The sequence below is a fragment of the Pseudomonas sp. 2822-17 genome, assembly GCF_002742485.1.
Lineage (GTDB): Bacteria > Pseudomonadota > Gammaproteobacteria > Pseudomonadales > Pseudomonadaceae > Aquipseudomonas > Aquipseudomonas cyclaminis.
The window spans coordinates 252,240-267,340 of sequence record NZ_LJRZ01000455.1 but is presented as its reverse complement, the minus strand read 5'-3'; the positions used below and the strand labels follow the sequence as shown (position 1 = coordinate 267,340).

General features: G+C 61.7%; 9 protein-coding genes. 1 reads left to right on the top strand and 8 read right to left on the bottom strand.

Annotated elements, in window-relative coordinates:
• Positions 1–35: 35 nt before the first annotated feature.
• The 8 genes from AOA60_RS17950 to AOA60_RS17915 all read right to left on the bottom strand — a co-directional run bounded on the left by AOA60_RS17950 (position 36) and on the right by AOA60_RS17915 (position 14,330).
• A complete protein-coding gene (locus AOA60_RS17950; protein ID WP_099585588.1) occupies positions 36–5,729 on the bottom strand; it encodes a membrane-targeted effector domain-containing toxin in 5,694 nt (1,897 codons plus the stop codon).
• Between the two features lie 112 nt (positions 5,730–5,841).
• Positions 5,842–7,533 (bottom strand): N-acetylglucosamine-specific PTS transporter subunit IIBC, encoded by a 1,692-nt coding sequence (nagE, locus tag AOA60_RS17945; RefSeq protein WP_099585587.1) that lies wholly within the window; start codon positions 7,531–7,533, stop codon positions 5,842–5,844.
• A 26-nt stretch (positions 7,534–7,559) separates the two neighbouring features.
• Entirely contained in the window at positions 7,560–10,073 is a 2,514-nt protein-coding gene (gene ptsP / locus AOA60_RS17940; protein WP_099585635.1) for a phosphoenolpyruvate--protein phosphotransferase, read from the bottom strand.
• Positions 10,074–10,109: 36 nt separating this feature from the next.
• Positions 10,110–11,132 carry an SIS domain-containing protein gene (locus AOA60_RS17935; RefSeq protein WP_099585586.1) on the bottom strand — a complete coding sequence of 341 codons (1,023 nt, stop codon included), beginning with the start codon at positions 11,130–11,132 and terminating at the stop codon, positions 10,110–10,112.
• A complete protein-coding gene (nagA, locus tag AOA60_RS17930; RefSeq protein ID WP_099585585.1) occupies positions 11,113–12,219 on the bottom strand; it encodes an N-acetylglucosamine-6-phosphate deacetylase in 1,107 nt (368 codons plus the stop codon). Before nagA ends, AOA60_RS17935 begins: the two co-directional genes overlap by 20 nt.
• A gap of 10 nt (positions 12,220–12,229) precedes the next feature.
• Entirely contained in the window at positions 12,230–12,988 is a 759-nt protein-coding gene (locus AOA60_RS17925) for a GntR family transcriptional regulator (RefSeq protein ID WP_099585584.1), read from the bottom strand.
• Positions 12,989–13,249: 261 nt separating this feature from the next.
• Entirely contained in the window at positions 13,250–13,753 is a 504-nt protein-coding gene (locus AOA60_RS17920) for a murein L,D-transpeptidase family protein (RefSeq protein WP_099585583.1), read from the bottom strand.
• Positions 13,754–13,781: 28 nt separating this feature from the next.
• Positions 13,782–14,330, bottom strand: coding sequence for an NUDIX hydrolase (locus AOA60_RS17915; protein ID WP_099585582.1), 549 nt, complete (start codon positions 14,328–14,330; stop codon positions 13,782–13,784).
• 146 nt (positions 14,331–14,476) lie between these two features.
• Between AOA60_RS17915 and AOA60_RS17910 the strand changes: the two genes are divergently transcribed.
• The gene (locus AOA60_RS17910; protein WP_033898592.1) at positions 14,477–15,079 is read left to right on the top strand and encodes a CoA pyrophosphatase; all 603 of its coding nucleotides are present in this window, start codon (positions 14,477–14,479) and stop codon (positions 15,077–15,079) included.
• Positions 15,080–15,101: the final 22 nt, after the last annotated feature.

Here is a 15,101-nt window from a genome sequence, read left to right as displayed (position 1 = left end):
GGTTTTTTATTGGCTTGGTGACCGTAGTCACAGTTTTACGGGGCGGGTGTCAAGTTGACTTCAAACCTGAGGGCGCTCTCCAGGGTTTTTGGCGAGATGAAGCGCTTGTCCTTCAAGTGCCAACGATCAATGAAAAACAACCCGTTATCGTCGATCTGGATAGGGGTCGATACAACTTCACCGCTGCTGGAATGATGCAGCAGGTTCATTTCAGTGCTTGAAGGGTTTTCGATCAGAAAGTACCCAGGGCGGCTTAATCGCGACCTGTCGGCTGTGGTGAAGAACGGCGATGACCGCCGGCCTTCTACACCGACTTTCAAGGTGAAATCGCTTCGGGCGGCACCGGGTTTCAGGCCCGTGTTGATCTCCCAGGTATCGGGGTGGATACCGGTGGGCGGTGACGGCGCAACGTCCCGTACGTAGAGACTGACCGCATCATGCAACTCCACCAGCCCGGGTACACCCTTATTCGTATTGGTGTGGGCATTGCCGACAAAGGCCACCCATTTGTGAGCGCCTTGTGCGGCCTGGTCGGCCTCGATCACCTGTGATGCATAAAAGCTGAAGAGGCTGTTGCGGTTCAGGCCTTCACTGTCCACAAGACCTTTGAGGTAGTAACTGGCTGTGCAGTCCAGCGCCTTGATGCGAATCCCGTGTTTGTTTGCTTTCTCGATGACAGCGGTGAAGTGACTACCGCCCTCGTACCCGAGCATGTGTCCCCTGTTCAGCGCTGCCAGGTACTGTTCCAGTTTTCTGTTCAACAGCGCGGTCTTGAAAAACGTATCCAGATCCCGCTGGAACAGGTCGCTTGGCAGGTGTTCGAAATAGAGCGTCTTGACCCCCAGTTGCTCAAACGTACTCATGTGCTTGATCAGGAACGCCTTGCTCGACTGGTCACTGTGAACTTCGCCGATCACCAATCCTGCGGCGTCACGTTTGAAAATCTGACGGATGAACGTGTCGGCCGAGGTATCGGGTTTTATTTCAGGCAAGGCGGACCTGGCAGTCGCCGTCCGGTTCTTAAAGTATGTCTGCGCGTGATCCTGCAGCCGAAGGCGGGTTTCTTTAAAGGCACTGATTGCGCGGCGACCTTCAGCGTCAGAGGGAACATAGCGGGTGTCCAGCCCATCTGGGTGCCGGATCATTTGCAGCACGCGGTCGTGAAACTCGGGAGGCAGGTCGAACTTGGCAAGCACGCTTGTCGAAGGCGATACCGGACTTGTTGAAGGCCCGGCAGTGGCGATGCCTTTGTAGGAAGTGCGCATCGTCAGTCGGTAGTCGGCTTTGGCAAATGCGTCTTCCGGTATGCCGCCAGCGGTATCTGCCCAGATCCCCACCGGCTGGCTCGGCCCCACATCTTCTATGCGCAGGGCGATGGTTTTTTGCAGGTCGGCCATGCCCGGAATCTGATTGAAAGTGCTCATGCGGGTTTGATGAACCAGTGCAATCCAGCCGTCATCCGGGTGAGCGGCGATGTCGGCTTCAATGACTTTATGCGAGTAGAAGTTTCTGAGGTCGTTGGTCCGGGGCGTAGTGGGCGGCGTGTCACCGAACATCAGCGCATCGTCGAGCTTGTACGAGGTGGTGGCGTCCAGCGCCTTGATGGCGATGCCTTTTTTACGCGCGGTTTTAATGAGCATGGCGTACGAATAATGGGAATGCCTGTTGAAGCCAAAAGTCTCGTCGAGGGCGTTGAGGTGGCGATCAAGGTGCATTGACGACCGGCCAGGCGTGAGCTTTGCCAGCTTCGGCGCGAACACATCGCCCGGTATGTATTCCAGGTAGAGGCGTTTTATGTTCTGCCCGACGAACGCGTCGAGGTTGTCGATCAGGAATTTTTTGCTGGCAATGGAGCTGGGAATTTCGCCGATGACCAGGCCTTTGTTTTCGCCCACCAGCTGTTTGATCAGCGTGCGGTGAGGCGTGCTGGCCTCCAGCGCCAACACGTCGGCGCGTGGCGGCGGGATGTCCAGGTAGGTGAAGAAATTTTTCGCATCGTTGGCCAGGTTCGCGACCTGTTTTTGATACACCTCATAGGCTGGCTGGTTGAGCAGGGCCAGGGAGAATCGGGTCCGCTCAGCGTAATCGGCTTGTTGGCGCAGAAACCGTTTGACCGATTCGGGGTTGAGGATCAACTCAAATTCGGGCAGGTGCTTTTTGGGAATTTCGTACGGATCCAAGGGTTGCAGTGGTTCGGGGACCTTTTCATATTTAGGTCCTGGAGCACCGCCCTTCACACCGGTACGTACCCAACGTCCGTCGGCATCCGGCGCCGCCAGACGGCTGGTGGACACCAGTCTGCCGCTGGTGGGATCTGCGCGGTAGAGCAGGTAGCGTCCGATCGGGTCAGGTGTTTTCGGTGCCCAGAGCAACTGGCCTTCATGGATGACCGGCTGCATCGTGTTCGGGGTGAGGGGCGGCGGGTCCAGTTGTTCGATCAACTGCATGGTCTGGCGTTGTTCGGCGGTCCGTGCGATCTGGCGTAGCGGCCGACTCGCTTTGGCAAGGATGCCCAGCGCCGGACGCAAGTCGGTGGCCAGCGCGCCAGCGGTATTGAGCACAAACCCGATGTAATGCCCGAGCGCCGCACCGGCGTCACCCTGGTTGTAGGCGTGCAGGGCAAGCATGCCGTCCTTGAACGCCAGCAATGCGCCCACGCTCAGGCTGACAACGGGAAAGGGCGCGGTGGCAATAGCTGTCAGCAACTCGACGCAAGTCCACAGAATGCCGCTGATCATCTGCGTGCGGCTGACGGTCGTCGCGTTGACGTTGTCGATTTTGCGCTGGATGTTCATGTTGTACAGCAGTCTGCGCAGATCGGGCACACCGGGGAGTGCGTGGATCGAGTCGTAGAACGCTGTGCTGCGGCTGGTGCTGTCGATGTGTTCGGGGAGGTTGTCCGCAGCCCGCTGCAAAAAAGTGCGGACACGCATCTGCGACTGCAGGCCGACGCGTTCCATCAGATAGCCGGGCATGCCTTTGGTTTTTTTCAGCAGATAGTTGAATTGCCGGGCTTCGCGAAAGCTGATGCCGTCGGGGGCTTGCGGGGTGTACAGCAAGACCGGGTTGTCGGCGTGGCTGAACAGGTAGCAGCCGATCACCCAATCGCCATTGATCATCAGGCGATGGATCGGATAGGTGCTGCGTGCCGAGGCCGAGGTGTCGCCCATGGCATCGATGCTGCGTTCCAGCCAGTCCAGATCCACCCCGGCAATGTCGCCGAGCAAGCGCGACTCCAGCGCGGCGTTGCGCAATTGCAACTGGGTGATTGCCAAGGTGGCGTTGCGTCGGTAGTGATAGTCGGCCTGGGTTTCGTCGAGCAGTTTCGACTTGACGAGGTTGATATAGCGCTCGCCAATCCAGACTCCCGTGACCGAACGCGCCACCTGTTCCGGGCTCAAGGCGCTCAGATCAAGCCCAGGAGGGCCTTTGAAGCGGGCCGACCGGGAAAACTGCTCGTTGATAAAGCCTATCCCGTCGGCGTACCCGTCACGAAACAACTGCGTATAGCTGATGGGCGCCGAGGGCTTTACGAATAATTCAGGCGGGGCGTAGGCCCAGACGGTATCCGGATCGATATCGTTTTGCGCGCGGCCCAGCAGGCGGTTTAGTTGTGCCTTGGCCTGTTGGTGCACGTAAGTTTCAAAGGCCGGGAAGTGCGCCTCGGATCGAGTATCTGCCTGATAGAGGGCTTGGGCGCCGACGGCGTCGTCGGCTTGGGTCGCCAGTTTTTTACGCAGATCGGCCGTCGTCGAGCGATACCAGGCCGGCGTGGCGTAATCGTAATCATCAATTCGCCGGCTCAGCAGATGCCCCGCCATGATCGTCAGGCATTGGGCGTGATTGCACGGCGCATTGAAGGTGATTTCTTCATGCTCCTTTGCCGCTGGCTTGAAGCTGAGGCCGGTCAGCAGCTGTTTCAGCTTGGGTTGAAAACGCAAAGGCACCTGCTGCAATACGTATTCGCTCATGCCGGGTGTGCCGTTGTGCAGGCACCAGCCGAGGATATGCGCCCGCAGGTCGACTTCTTTGTTGAACCTCTGCCATTGCATGCCGCTCGGCGCATCGGGCGTGCACAGCAACAGACGCTGGATCGCTCCGTCGGCATCGCGCTGGCGCAACACCCACAGGTCGCGCAGTTGCGCGCCGTGAAACGACACACTCGACGCCTCCAGCTGCGCATCGTTGCCTTCACGCAGGCGTTGTACGAGGCGGTAATCGTCATCGTTGATATGGCCCTGCAACGTGGCCAGATACGCGAGTGCCTGGATGCGTTGGTCGAGCATTCGCTCGATAGCGGTTTTCAGCGGCGGCTGTTGCTGGATGGATTTTTGAGAGTTGGCAAAGTCCAGGCGGGGTTGCAGTTGCGTCAGCACTTCAACCAGATACGCGGGTGTCAGCGATCCATAATCATCCTCAAGCGGCTCACCGGCATAGGTGAGCCGGGTGTTCGTGAGAAATGCGCTACCCGGTTCTTCATCATGGGTGTGCAGACCTCGCAGGGCCAGTTCGACAAGATTTTTGTGATCGTCGTATTCGCCGACGTTGGCCACGTGGCGACGCGTGCTGATGTGCAGTTGCTGGGGATCGAGATCGTGAATGTCCAGGTCATCACTCAGGCGTTCGAGCAACTGGTAACGCGCCAGGGCGTGCGGGGTGGCGGCGGGGCCGAACAGGTCCAGCAGGTTCTGGCGTGCCTCGTTGTAGCTGGCCAGGTGCTCGGCGAGCAGCTGGCGCCGGGTAACGCTGGCGCTGCGATACCAATCCGGAGCGCTCAGGCGCAAGTGTCGCTCCAATAATGCCTGGGCGCGCAGCTCCAGGTAGGCCGTCAGGTCGGGCAGCGTCTGCTGGAGCGCACGTTCAAGGCGCTGCATCAACTGCGTTGCGCTGTTGGCTGGGTTGTCGGCGGTGTTCAATGCCCATTTGATGTCCTGGCGGCGTTTCTCCAGCAGGCTGTCGTAACTGTGTTCGAACAGCGGCTTGTCGCTGATGGGCGAGAGGGCCAGCGGCCAGATCGCGACCGTCGGCAAATGCTGGTAACGCGCCGGGAGCAGTTGGCTGAATTCGTTGACGCGCAGCAAGTGGGCGTTGAGTTCACCCAATGAGTCAAAGGCTTCCAGGCCGCGAACGGGAGTGAACAACAAGACCCTGCCGGGCAAGGCTGAGGTTGCCAGGTCATTGACCGGCGCCACGAACGGTAAGCTGATGATAAACGCACCAGCCAGTTCTACGGTGCGCTCCTGGTACTGGAACGTCAGGGCCCACGCCGCGGGACGCAACTGCGGGCCGAGGCTCAGCCTCTGCACGTCCTTGAAGTCATCCCGGTGCAACAGGCGATCCTCGACGCCCAGTTTGGCCTGATGTTCAAGGGCAGTGAAACCGGCGGTATAGGTCATGAATGTCTTGCGCGACTGATTCGAGATCAGGTCACGCGCCTCCAGGTCCGACAGCCTCTGCGCCAGCTCACGCTTGAGCGCGTCCAGCACTCGCCGGCCGTCATCGGTGTGCAGGTCGGCCGAGGCGAGCGCCTCAAAGGCGGCGCGACTGTTTTTGAAAAACACCCGGTTGGCGGATATGAGTGTGGTGTTCAGTTGTTCGAGGAAGGCCAGCGAGGCCGAGGATTTTTGCCCGATTCGCGGCAGCTCGACCTTCAGTAAATGACGGGCGATGTTGGCAATATCACCTTTGATCGCGTCGTAGGAAGGGGGTGTAACGTCAGCGGTGCTCATAGGCCCGTTTTCCATGCTGAGGAGTAGAGTCGTCAGCATGGAAAAGCTGGGTTGGCGGTGGGCGGTATATAGGTGGGCCAGGCCTGGGCGCTAGCCTGCAGCCACTACCGCTTCAGGCCTGGCACTTGACCAGTCGTTCCAGCGCTTGACCCAATCCGGGTGCCTTGTCACCCATCAACAGGTGCCAGACACCGCTGTCTAGCTGGCGTACACCCAGGCAGCCCTGCGCAGTGAGATCAGCTTCAGACAAGCCTGAGTCATCTGCCAACTCCACCCGCAAGCGCGTCATCGCCACCACTTCCAACTGGCGCACATTCGCCCGGCCACCCAAGGCATCCAGCCATTTTTCGGCTTCCCGCACGTTCACCTCGACCGGCTTATCCACAGGCGCAACCGCCACGGGCGCAGTCGCGGCAAACGACGGCATGGCCAGTCGGATCTCATCCGCAATGCTGTCCGCCATCGGCCCGACCACCACTTGCAAACTGCCACCGTTGCCTGGCCGTACCACTGCCATGGCGCCCAGCGCTTTCAGTTGCGTGTCTGCCGCTTTGTTGCGATCAACCAGGTCCAAACGCAACCGTGTCGTGCAAGCACCGACGCTCAATAAATTTTCTGCACCGCCCAACGCACTGATATACGCGCTGGCGCGCTGGTTGTCGGTCATGGTTTGCGCCTGTGCGACGACGATGTCTTCGCGTCCTGGCGTCTTGAGGTTGAAGCGGCGGATGCAGTAGCTGAACACGCTGTAGTAGATCAGTGCATACGCCACGCCGACCGGCACCACCCGCCAGCCGTTGGTGGATTTGCCCCAGCCCAGCACCATGTCGATGAAGCCGCCGGAGAAGGTGAAGCCCAGGTGAATGTCCAGCAGGTTGGTGACGGCCATCGACAGGCCGGTCAACAGCGCGTGCAGCAGGAACAGGAACGGCGCGAGGAACATGAACGCAAATTCGATGGGTTCGGTCACCCCCGTGAGGAACGATGTCAGGGCCATCGACAGGAAAATCCCGCCCATGATTTTACGGCGCTCCGGCAACGCGTGGCGGTACATCGCCAGGCACGCGGCGGGCAGGCCGAACAGCATCACTGGGAACATGCCGGTCATGAACTGGCCGCCGTTCGGGTCGCCGGCAAAATAGCGGGTCAGGTCGCCGGTCACCACCGCGCCTGTCGCCGGGTCAGTGAAACTGCCGAACACAAACCAGGCCATGTTGTTGAGGATATGGTGCAGGCCGGTGACGATCAGCAAGCGGTTGAACACACCAAAAATAAACGCACCGAGGCTGCCGCTTTCCATCAGCAACACGCCGAAGCTATTGATACCGTGTTGGATCGGCGGCCAGATCAGCCCAAAGATTACCCCCAGCCCGACCGCACTGAACCCCGTGACAATCGGCACAAACCGTCGCCCGCCAAAAAACGCCAGGTATTCCGGGAGCTTGATGTCCTTGAAGCGGTTGTACAGCGCGCCGGCCATCAAGCCGCTGACGATACCGGCGAGCATGCCCATGTTGATGGTGGTATCCATCACCTTGAGCGTCGAGATCATCACCAGGTAACCGATCGCCCCGGCCAGCCCGGCCGTGCCGTTATTGTCGCGGGCGAAACCCACGGCGATACCGATGGCGAAGATCAGCGCCAGGTTGGCGAAGATCGCCTGCCCGGCATCGTGCATCACCGCGATGTTCAGCAGGTCGGTGTCACCCAGGCGCAGCAGCAGGCCGGCAATCGGCAGGATCGCGATGGGTAGCATCAGCGCACGGCCCAGGCGTTGCAGGCCTTCAATAAACAGTTGGTACATGGCGAGTCTCCTTTTTCTTGTTGTTGTCAGCTCAATGGCCAGTGGCGGTGACAGGCTTGGCGAACGGCCTTGGCGCTGCTCAGGTTGAGCAATTCCTGGCTCCGTTGCCGGCATTGCGCGGCGTCCAGATGGCGCACGCGATCCTTGATTTCGCCAATTTGTGGCGGGCTCACGGACAGCTCGCGCACCCCGAGGCCAACCAGCACGGGAGTGGCCAGCGGGTCGGAGGCCAGGGCGCCACACACACCGACCCACCGGCTATGCTTCGCCGCGCCTGCGCAGGTCTGGGCAATCAGGCGCAACAGCGCCGGGTGCAGCGCATCGACCCGGGCGGCCAGGCCGGCGTGGTCACGGTCCATGGCCAGGGTGTATTGCGACAGGTCATTGGTGCCGATGGACAGAAAATCCGCATGTTCGGCCAGTTGTTCGGCCATCAGCGCGGCGGCCGGTACTTCGATCATCACCCCCAGTTCCGGGCGTTGGGTCAGTTCCAGTTCGGCACATAGCTCATCCAGGCGCTGGCGGATGTGCAGCAACTCGTCGACTTCGCTGACCATCGGCAACAGGATCCGGCAGCGTTGCAGCGGGCTGACCTGCAGGAGGGCGCGCAGTTGCTGGTCGAGCAGTTCCGGGCGCACCTGGGCCATGCGGATACCGCGCAGGCCCAGCACCGGGTTGGCCTCGGCGGGCAACGGCAGATAATCGAGTTGCTTGTCGCCGCCGACGTCGATGGTGCGGATGATCACCGACTTGTCGCCCATGGCATCCAGCACGGCCTGATAGGCCAGGCGCTGTTCCTGTTCATCGGGCGCGGTGTGGCGGTCAACGAACAGGAATTCGGTGCGCAGCAGGCCAACGCCGTCGGCGCCGTTTGCAAAGGCAAGCTGTGCTTCGCTGCTGGAGGCCACATTGGCGGCGACTTCGACACCCACGCCGTCGAGGGTCTGGGCCGGCGTCCGGGCGAGGGTCTGTTGCTGCTGGCGCTTGAGCTTTTGCGCATCGCGGATCTGATGGACTTCGGCGTGTCGTGCCTCGTCAGGGTGCAGTTCAAGGCGGCCATGGGCAGCGTCCAGCACCACCCGTTGGCCTTGCGGTACATCCAGCACTTCGCCGCCCAATGCCACTACGCACGGCAAACCTTTGCCCCGGGCCAGTATCGCCACGTGGGAGGTGGCGCCGCCTTCGGCCATGCAGATGCCGGCCGCGTTTTGCGCGCTCAGTTGCAGCAGGTCCGAGGGAGTCAGTTCATGGGCGACGACAATGGCGCCAGCGGGCAACTCAAATTGCCAGGCCTCGCCCAGCAGTGCGCGCAATACTCGTTGCTGCAAATCCCGCAGATCGTTGGCGCGCTCGGCAAACAAGGGTTTACCCAAACCCAGCAACACCGCGCATTGGGCCTGGATTGCATTGCGCCAGGCATGGGTGGCGGCGCTACCTTGTCCAATGGCGCCAGTGGCGGCGTCCAGTAGTGTCGGGTCTTCCAGCAGCGCCAGATGGGCGGAGAAGATCTCTTCTTCCTCGATGGCCTTGCGCTGGCGGGCGTGCTCCAGGGTATTGCGGATTTCGCCGCGTACCCGTTCCAGGGCGCTGTTCAGGTGTTGCAGTTGTTCATCACGCGCATGGTTACCCGGGTCCTGCGGCAGCTCGATGGTGTTGAGCCGGAACAGCGGCCCGCAGACCAGGCCGGGGGCTGCGCAGACACCCTGCAATACGCCCGCTTCGGTATTGAGCGGGCGCGCCGCGACGATCACCGGGGCGTGCACTTCTTCGTGGGTGGCAACGGATAACGCTGCGACCAGTGCCTGCAACGCCGCATCACAATCCTTGCCCTGGCAGGTGACCTGTACCTCGTCCTGCTCACCGATGCCCAGGCCCATCAACCCTATCAGGCTGGCGCACGACGCCGATTTACCGGCGAAATGCAGCTGCGACTGGCTGCTGAAGCCTTGGGCGGTCTTGCGGATCAGGGCGGCGGGGCGCGCATGCAGGCCGCCGCGATGGGTGATGCGCACGCTGGCGCTGGCATGTGCCTGGGAGTTGTCGGCCACCGCAGCCTGCACGGCGCCAGCCTGACGCGCGACGATGCGCAGCAATGCCTCGCCGACCTTCACAGTATTCAACGCCACCGGGCGCACTTCGAACTGTTCGCCATTGGTGAGAATGATCAGGCTGACCAGGCTTTTGCACTGGCGGGCGATGCGGTCCAGGTCAAAGCGCACCAGGGCTTGCCCGTTGCTGACCCGCGTACCTTCCTTGACCAGTAAGGCGAAGCCTTCGCCTTGCAGTTCGACGGTGTCGATACCCACGTGCAGCAGGACTTCGGCGCCATTGTCGGCGCGGATGGTCAGGGCGTGGCCGGTACGGGCAACATGGATCACCACGCCAGCGCACGGCGCATGCAGGCAGTCGTTGAGGGGGTCAATGGCAATCCCGTCGCCCATGGCACCACTGGCGAACACTTCATCTGGAACGTTGCCCAGGGTCAGCACCGGTCCGCTAAGAGGGGCGCTGAGGGTGAGGTCATTATTATTGTCGGGCATGGGCACGGTACTCATCAGGAAACGACGGAAATCAACTCAATGGGTGCGAGTGACTTTGCTCAGGTGACGGGGCTGGTCCGGGTCCATGCCCCGGGCCTGGGCCAAACCTGCAGCCATCACATAGAAGCTCTGGATCGCCAGGATCGGGTCCAGGGCCGGGTGTTCGGCGCGGCTCAAGGTCAGGTCGCGTTCGGCGATATCGTCGGGCGCGGCCAGCAGTACTCGGGCCCCACGTTGGCGCATTTCCGCGGCCAGGGTCAGCAGGCCCGGCTGTTCGGCGCCGCGTGGGGCGAATACCAGCAGCGGGTAGTTGTCATCAATCAACGCCATCGGGCCGTGGCGCACTTCGGCGCTGCTGAAGGCTTCGGCCTGGATCGCCGAGGTTTCCTTGAGTTTGAGCGCGGCTTCCTGGGCGATGGCAAACCCGGCGCCACGGCCGATGACCATCAGGCGTTGGCAGTCGCGCAGGGCGTCGATGGCCAGGCTCCAGTCCTGAGTCGCCGCTTCGCGCAGGCCGGCGGGCAAGGCATCGCAGGCGTCGAGCAGGCCGTCTTCGTGATTCCAATGGCCGACCAACTGGGCGCTGGCGCTCAAGGTGGCGATAAAGCTCTTGGTCGCGGCCACGCTGCGCTCGGGACCTGCGCACAGTGGCACATGGAATTCGCAGGCGGCTTCCAGGGGCGAGTCTTCGGCATTGACCATCGACACACTCAAGGCCCCGCGCTTGCGCAGCAGGCGCAGGCTGTTGACCAGGTCCGGGCTCTGACCCGACTGGGAGAACCCGAAAGCCACCTGACCGCTGACCTTCAGCGGCGCCTGGGACAGCGTCACCACGGACATCGGCAACGACGCCACCGGAACGCCCACGTGCTGCATGGCCAGGTAGGCGAAGTAGCTGGCGGCGTGGTCCGAGCTGCCACGGGCGATGGTCATCGCCACTTGCGGCGGCTGGCGGCGCAGGCGTCCGGCGATCTCTTCGAGTATCGGGTTCAGGCCATGCAGTTGCGCCGCGACGGCCTCACAGGAGGCCAGGGCCTCTTCAAGCATTTTTGAAGTCAATGGTTTCTCCTTCGACCATTACGTCGGTGAGGTGCAGGGAGCGGTCCAGGCGTACGCAGTCGGCAAAGCTGCCGGGCTGCAGGCGGCCGCGTTGTTCCAGGCCCAGATAGTCCGCCGGAAATTGCGACAGGCGCTGTGAGGCTTCGTTGACAGGCAGGCCGATCTTCACCAGGTTGCGCAGCGCCTGATCCATGGTCAGGGTGCTGCCGGCCAGGGTGCCGTCGGCCAGGCGTACGCCGCCCAGGCATTTGGTCACGGTGTGGCTGCCCAGCTTGTACTCACCGTCGGGCATGCCGGCGGCGGCGGTGGAGTCGGTGACGCAGTACAGGCACGGGATCGAGCGCAGGGCCACGCGCATGGCGCCGGGGTGCACGTGCAGCAGGTCCGGGATCAGTTCTGCGTAGGTCGCATGGGCCAATGCCGCGCCGACGATGCCCGGCTCGCGGTGATGCAGCGGGCTCATGGCGTTGTACAAATGGGTGAAACTGGTCGCGCCGGCAGCCAGGGCGGCGACGCCTTCTTCATAGCTGCCCAGGGTGTGGCCGATTTGCATGCGCACGCCGCGTTGGCTGAGGGCGCGGATCAGGCCGTCATGGCCGGCGATTTCCGGGGCAATGGTGATTACCCGGATCGGTGCCAGGCGCAAATATTCCTCGACCTCGGCCATCAATGCGGTGTGGGCGAAGTTGGGTTGCGCGCCAAGTTTGCCGGGATTGATGTAGGGACCTTCCAGGTGTACGCCCAGTACACGGGCGCTGCCGGCCGGGCGGTGTTCGCAGAACTGGCCGAGTTCACCGAGCACCCGGGAGATTTCCTCGACCGGGGCAGTCATGGTGGTGGCCAGCAGCGAGGTGGTGCCGAAGCGCACATGGGTGCGGGTGATGGTCTCGAAGGCGTCGATGCCTTCCATGATGTCCTTGCCGCCGCCACCGTGCACATGCAGGTCGATAAAACCCGGCAGCAAGTAGGGCAGGTCGTTGTCGGCCGGATCGCAAGGCACACCTTCGACGGCGCTGACCTTGCCTTCGTGGTGCACCAGGCGGCCGCGAATCCAGCCGTGGGGCGTGAGGATATTGTCTTCGGACATGGGCAGTTCTCTAAGGCCGCAACTCGGCGGCAAAGTCGTATCGACGCAGCTCTGCGACAAAGTCGTAGTAATCGTTGCGGCAGTAGGTGTCGGTGATCTCGATCGGCGTGTTGTCGGCGGTGTAGCCCACGCGGGTCATCAGCAGCATGGCGGTGCCGGGGGCGATGCCCACCAGGGCGGCGAACTCGTCCGAGGCGTTGACCGCCTGGATGTGCTGCAGGGCACGCACGATGGGCTTGCCGATACTTTCCAGGTACTCGTACAGCGAGCTGCCGATGGCTTGCGGTTGCGGCAGCACCGAGGCGGGCAGGGTGGTCATCTCAATGGCCATGACGGTGTCGTCGGCTTTACGCAAACGCTTGAGGCGCGCCACTTTGTCGGTGGGCGACAGGGCCAGGCGGATCAGTTCTTCGTGGGTCGGCGGGGTGATGTCGCGTTCCAGCCATTGTGAGCTGGGCACAAAGCCCTTGAGGCGCAACATCTCGCTGAAGCCCGACAGGCGCGACAGCGGCTGCTCCAGGCGTGGAGTGATAAAGGTGCCGGAGCCCTGGCTGCGGCGGATCAGGCCTTGGGCAAACAACACTTCCAGCGCCTTGCGGGCGGTGACCCGCGAGATGCTCAACTGCTCGCTGAGGACGCGTTCCGACGGCAGTGCCTGTTCGGACTTCCACTCGCCGGCATGAATGGCGGCTTCGAGCTTGCGGGCCAATTGCAGGTACAGCGGCGTGGATTGCTTGTCGTCTGGGCGTAGGGCCAGGATGGGATTCATCTGTCAGGTTTCCGATGCGTTATTGGAGTGTTGTCGCCCGGTATTGGCCGAAAATTAATACCACTTAAATACCATGTCAATCCTGCCAAAACGGTGCAGATACGGCTTTCTGGGCCCTATAACGGGGCTTGGTCTTAAGTGGTATTAGAGAGGTCTTTATGGCGCGCAGAAAAGCGCAGCCCGCGCGGTGAACTGGTATTCACCGGCAGGCGTTGTGAGAGGCGGGGGTTTTTTTTGAATTATTTTACGAGCGGTCGCTGATTACGGCCGGATCTCGATCAGGGTGCCGTCTTTGACCAGGGTCCAGACTTCACGCATGTCGACGTTGCGCATGCCGATGCAGCCGTCGGTCCAGTCCAGGGTGTGGAACCACTGTTCCGGGTAGTCTTCGGTGTCGGGGGTGCCGTGGATCATGATCATGCTGCCGGGCTTCACCCCTTCGCGGCGTGCGCGGGCGGCGTCGCTGATATTGGGGTAGGAGATGTGCATGGCCAGGTTGAAGCGCTCGCTGGTCTTGCGCCAGTCGATCCAGTACAGGCCTTCCGGAGTGCGGCGGTCGCCCTCGATCAGCTTGTGGCCCTTGGGGTTTTTGCCCAGGGAAATGCGGTAGGTCTTGAAGGGTTTGCCGTCGTTGATCAGTTGCAACTGATGGGCGGACTTGAGCACCAGGACTTTTTCGACGGTTTTGCCGCCCAGGGTCTCCACGGTGGAAGCCGGCGACAGCGTGGCGAACGACAGGCAGAGCAGAGCAAGCAACCAACGCATTGAAACGATTTCCCTTGATGCCGGATTATTATTGGGCGGGCTTGCCCATCGGCGGCACAGCCTCGCTGCGCACCGGGTAGGACTGTTCGCGGCGGTCAGCGAAAAAGCATTCTAAGGTACGTGCCACCGTGCGGAAAGCCAGCTCGGACCAAGGGATGTCGGCTTCGTCGAACAGCTGCACTTCAAGGCTTTCGGGACCTGCAGCGTAGTCCAGGTCGACCAGCTCGGCGCGGTAGAAGATATGCACCTGGTTGATGTGCGGCACGTCGATCAGGGTGTAGATCGCCAGGTTGCGCACGCGGGCGCAGGCTTCTTCCAGGGTTTCGCGGGTGGCGGCCTGTTCGACGGTCTCGCCGTTTTCCATAAAGCCTGCGGGCAAGGTCCAGTAACCCAGGCGCGGCTCGATGGCGCGGCGGCACAACAGCACCTTGTCGCCCCACACCGGTACGGTCCCGGCGACGATATTGGGATTCTGGTAGTGAATGGTCGAGCAGTGATCACACACAAAACGCAGGCGCCCGTCGCCTTCGGGAATGCGTTGGGACACCGGTTTGCCGCACTGGCTGCAGAATTTCATGCTGGGGTTCCTGGAAAGTGCGCCTATCTTGGCGTGGCGGGCGGGGGCCTGCAAGTTGTCGTTTAGCGACACCCACCGGGTTTTGGGGTTGGGCGCCCGCCCGCTTTGGTGCATGATGCTTGGTAGCCAACAGACCGAGATGACTCATGCTGGACGAGCTACTTCGCCGGGTAAGCAACCACACCCCCCATACGCTGGAAACCGACGGGCGTTTCCCCGAGGCCGCGGTGCTGGTGCCGATTACCCGCAGTGACGAACCTGAGCTGATCCTGACCCTGCGCGCCAGCGGCCTGTCGACCCACGGTGGCGAAGTGGCGTTTCCCGGCGGTCGCCGAGACCCCGAAGACCCGGACCTGATTTTTACCGCCCTGCGTGAGGCCGAAGAGGAAATCGGCCTGCCGCCCGGCCTGGTCGAAGTGATTGGCCCGTTGAGCCCCCTGATTTCCCTGCACGGTATTCGCGTCACGCCTTATGTCGGTGTGATCCCCGATTACGTCGAGTACCTGGCCAACGATGCCGAAATCGCCGCCGTGTTCAGCGTGCCCCTGGATTTTTTCCGACAGGATCCGCGTGAACATACCCACAGAATCGATTACCAGGGGCGCAGTTGGTACGTGCCCAGCTATCGGTTTGGCGAGTACAAGATCTGGGGGCTGACGGCGATCATGATCGTCGAGCTGATCAACCTGCTCTATGACGACGCCCAGATCAGCCTGCACCAGCCGCCTAAAAGCTTCATCAATATCTAAAGCCATCGTTTGAATGGCGAGC

Coding starts and splice junctions, on each gene's coding strand:
- AOA60_RS17950 (WP_099585588.1), bottom strand. CDS start 5,729: ATGAGCACCGCTGACGTTACACCCCCTTCCTACGACGCGATCAAAGGT.
- nagE (WP_099585587.1), bottom strand. CDS start 7,533: ATGTACCAACTGTTTATTGAAGGCCTGCAACGCCTGGGCCGTGCGCTG.
- ptsP (WP_099585635.1), bottom strand. CDS start 10,073: ATGCCCGACAATAATAATGACCTCACCCTCAGCGCCCCTCTTAGCGGA.
- nagA (WP_099585585.1), bottom strand. CDS start 12,219: ATGTCCGAAGACAATATCCTCACGCCCCACGGCTGGATTCGCGGCCGC.
- AOA60_RS17925 (WP_099585584.1), bottom strand. CDS start 12,988: ATGAATCCCATCCTGGCCCTACGCCCAGACGACAAGCAATCCACGCCG.
- AOA60_RS17920 (WP_099585583.1), bottom strand. CDS start 13,753: ATGCGTTGGTTGCTTGCTCTGCTCTGCCTGTCGTTCGCCACGCTGTCG.
- AOA60_RS17915 (WP_099585582.1), bottom strand. CDS start 14,330: ATGAAATTCTGCAGCCAGTGCGGCAAACCGGTGTCCCAACGCATTCCC.
- AOA60_RS17910 (WP_033898592.1), top strand. CDS start 14,477: ATGCTGGACGAGCTACTTCGCCGGGTAAGCAACCACACCCCCCATACG.